Genomic DNA, 3,381 nt, shown 5'->3' on the forward strand with positions numbered 1-3,381 from the left:
GTGGCTGATCATATTGAAATTGGAAAAGTGGTTTTATCGGCTGGTTTACGGCGTGATTTCGCCAAAAACCGGAAACTTGCTGTAAACGGACCCAATGTCACGAGTGATGAGCAGGAAACAACTGGCAGAGTTGGATTAATGTACAGGTTTGATAATGGTTTATCGCCTTATATCAGTTACTCCGAAGCATTTAGCATGAACCTCGGTACTGATGGCACTTCTGCAGCCAATACCTTAAAACCCACCACCGGTGAGCAACAAGAAATTGGTATTAAATATCTCTCTCCAGATAAAACATTGGCTGTCACAATGGCTTATTTCGATATTACGGAAACCAATCGTATCGTTCAGGGACAGACTCCTGGTGGTGTTGAGCAGGTTGGTTCAGTCATTGATGGTTGGGAACTGCAAATTAACAAACGCTGGCAGAACTTCGAAACTCAATTTGCTTATACGGACTTAAACGCAAAAAATGATAATACCGGAGACCGACTGTCTGCTTTGGCTGAAAAAACTGGTTCATGGTGGAATAAACTCTACCTGGGAAATCATTGGCGTGTTGGTGCGGGCATTCGCTATATTGGTGATGTCGTAGGTGGCGGCGGCGCTCCGGAGATTCCTTCTGAAACGCTATATGACGCCATGATTGGTTATGCCGTAGGTGATTGGGATTTCACTGTTGATGCGAAAAACCTGACTGATGAAGAATTTATTTCCTGGTGTCGTGGAGAAGGTTTTGATTGTGGTTACGGCGAACGTCGTAGCGTAGCGGCTAATGTGCGTTACAGCTTCTAATTAAAATAAACCATAGAAAAGCCCCGAATGGGGCTTTTCTTTTATAACTAAAACGATCTGCCAGTTATCAATGAACAGTCAATTATCGATAATAGCGATGTTCCCGATGTTCATAATTCCGATGATTTCCTCTGGATTCGTAGCGGTACTGGTCACGGTGATTATCGTAGTCACGATAGGATTTCGGATGTTGTTTATGCTTTGAATAATATTTTTTTGGCTGGTGGTAATGGTGTTTATGTTTTGAATAATACTTTTTGGGTTGATTGTAATAATGCTTGTTATAGCTGTAACGAGGAGCATGGTGTTGTACGACATAATCATGATGGCGGTGATCCACATAGCCGGTTGGATACCCAAGCCCGATATTTATTCTGACATCGGCTCTGGCCTGATTTACTGAAAAACCGATGATGAATAATGAAAACATCAGCAGTATGGATGTTTTGGTAATTTTTGAATTAGCCATTATGCTTACCTCACTTTAAGAGCCTTGTAACTGATAAGCAGCTTAGGTCTTTTCTTTGTAAGTTTGGTTCAAGCTATGTAAATGTAGGTAAATATTAAGATAAATGCAGAGCTTATGATGATTAAGCGGCTTTTTTTCTATCAAGCGCCACTATTCAGCTCAGATAGGCGGCCAACACAATCCAGGTCATCGCTTTAGCTTTTTGTGCTGCCGTTAAATCACCCTGGACATGGGCCGTCACTATAGCCCCTTCTTTTAACAGGCTAATGGACTCGGTGACATATTGAATGGCTAACTCGCTAATTCCCAAGGCACGAATCTGTCTTTCAATTAAGCTGTTAACTCTGGTTTTATGCTGCTGGCATTGTAGATATACGGGATGGTTTGGATCGTTATATTCCGCACAAGTGTTAATAAAAAAACAGCCATGGAAATCTGTTAGCACATCAACACGATTATGGATCCAGTCATCAACTGCATCAAATAATTCATTCAGTCCATCATAGCCTGGTTTTACCTGTTCAAGCCGCGACGCTAGCCAGTTGTAAAATTTATCATCACGATATTCGACTACTGCCTGTATTAATTCTTCTTTACTGGCAAAGTGATGATAGAGGGTTTTTTTCGCAATCCCGGCTGTTTGCAGAATCTGATTAATTCCTACGGCATGAATACCATTTTGATAGAACAGATTAAATGCGGTGTGAATTAATTGCTGACGTTTATCCATAGTGAACACCTATAAAAACTTCACCAAGTTTGACAGAGGTATACCGATCTGTCTATTCTTGATGTAGACAAATCGGTATACCTTAAATTGGGAGAGATACAATGCAACAAAATGAACAGAAGCCCCCATTTCCACCCTTTACAATCGAGACAGCGAAACAAAAAGTTCGAATGGCTGAAGATGGTTGGAATAGTCGTGATCCGGAAAAAGTTGCTTTAGCTTACACCGTCGACAGTCAGTGGCGAAATCGTGCGGAATTTCCTGTTGGACGAGAACAGATCAAAGCTTTTTTACAGAAAAAATGGCAGCGCGAAATGGAGTATCGATTGGTAAAAGAGCTTTGGGCTTTTACCGAAAATCGGATTGCGGTTCGCTTTGCCTATGAATGGCATGATGAACAAGGTCAGTGGTATCGCTCGTATGGTAACGAGAACTGGGAATTTGACGAAAATGGGTTGATGAAAACCCGTTATGCCAGCATTAACGATCTGCCTATAAGTGAAGCTGAACGCAAACTGGTTTGGCCACAGGGCCGACGTCCGGATGATTATCCTGGCCTCAGTGAGATGGGACTATAAATAACAATATTATCTGCTAATCAATCAACAAACATCTCTATAATCCACAGGTAATTAACTACCTAGAGAGAAAGTTATGGCCAGCGTTGGTTTACTTGCATTAATTGATGATATTGCCACGTTACTTGACGATGTAACGCTGATGACAAAAGTCGCCGCCAAGAAAACAGCCGGTGTATTGGGCGATGATCTTGCCTTAAATGCTCAGCAGGTTAGTGGCATTGATGCCAGCAGAGAATTACCTGTTGTCTGGGCTGTCGCTAAGGGATCTTTAATAAATAAACTGATTCTGGTTCCGGCTGCCTTGGCAATTAGTGCTTTTTTGCCATGGCTGGTCACTCCATTAATGATGCTGGGAGGCTTATATCTTTGTTTTGAAGGCGTTGAGAAGTTGGCCCACAAGTACATTCATGATGAGGCAGAAGACGACGCGCATCATAATGAATTAGTCCATGCTGTGACGACACCTGAAATTGATATTGCTGAATTCGAAAGGAGCAAAATCAAAGGGGCGATACGTACAGACTTTATTTTATCTGCAGAAATCATTGTTATTTCATTAGGCGTTGCTCAAGGCGCTCCGATAATGACACAAACTATCGTGGTTTCATTAATTGCCTTAGTAATGACCTTTGGTGTTTACGGCTTAGTCGCCGGAATTGTCAAATTTGATGATGCCGGATTGGCCCTGATTACAAGCGCAGGAAAAGACTGGTTTGCAAAAGTTAAACGTGCAGTGGGACAGAGCATTTTATGGCTTGCCCCCAAATTTATGAAATTTTTATCAGTCGTTGGAATGTTGGCTATGT

The 3,381-nt window shown here is 41.9% G+C and carries 5 protein-coding genes; 3 read left to right on the forward strand and 2 right to left on the reverse strand.

Annotation, left to right across the window (positions count from 1 at the left end):
- Positions 1-795: TonB-dependent siderophore receptor (locus B3182_RS08330; protein WP_292752311.1), on the forward strand; the 795-nt coding region annotated here is incomplete at its 5' end.
- A gap of 82 nt (positions 796-877) precedes the next feature.
- On the opposite strand, the gene B3182_RS08335 is transcribed toward B3182_RS08330, so the two are convergent.
- Positions 878-1,264, reverse strand: a complete 387-nt coding sequence (locus B3182_RS08335; protein WP_292358457.1) for a hypothetical protein — start codon at positions 1,262-1,264, stop codon at positions 878-880.
- A 154-nt stretch (positions 1,265-1,418) separates the two neighbouring features.
- Positions 1,419-1,994, reverse strand: coding sequence for a TetR/AcrR family transcriptional regulator (locus B3182_RS08340; protein ID WP_292358455.1), 576 nt, complete (start codon positions 1,992-1,994; stop codon positions 1,419-1,421).
- Between the two features lie 101 nt (positions 1,995-2,095).
- Between B3182_RS08340 and B3182_RS08345 the strand changes: the two genes are divergently transcribed.
- Both B3182_RS08345 and B3182_RS08350 read left to right on the forward strand, forming a co-directional pair.
- Entirely contained in the window at positions 2,096-2,572 is a 477-nt protein-coding gene (locus B3182_RS08345; protein ID WP_292358454.1) for a nuclear transport factor 2 family protein, read from the forward strand.
- A 76-nt stretch (positions 2,573-2,648) separates the two neighbouring features.
- Positions 2,649-3,381 (forward strand): DUF808 domain-containing protein (locus B3182_RS08350; RefSeq protein ID WP_292752315.1); only part of this gene is annotated, 733 nt, incomplete at its 3' end.

Origin of the sequence: Methylophaga sp. UBA4204, assembly GCF_002379485.1 — a bacterium.
Classification (GTDB): domain Bacteria; phylum Pseudomonadota; class Gammaproteobacteria; order Nitrosococcales; family Methylophagaceae; genus Methylophaga.

Bases quoted from the DNA above. Each gene is read 5' to 3' on its own strand.
- B3182_RS08335 (WP_292358457.1), bottom strand. From the start codon at position 1,264: ATGGCTAATTCAAAAATTACCAAAACATCCATACTGCTGATGTTTTCA.
- B3182_RS08340 (WP_292358455.1), bottom strand. From the start codon at position 1,994: ATGGATAAACGTCAGCAATTAATTCACACCGCATTTAATCTGTTCTAT.
- B3182_RS08345 (WP_292358454.1), top strand. From the start codon at position 2,096: ATGCAACAAAATGAACAGAAGCCCCCATTTCCACCCTTTACAATCGAG.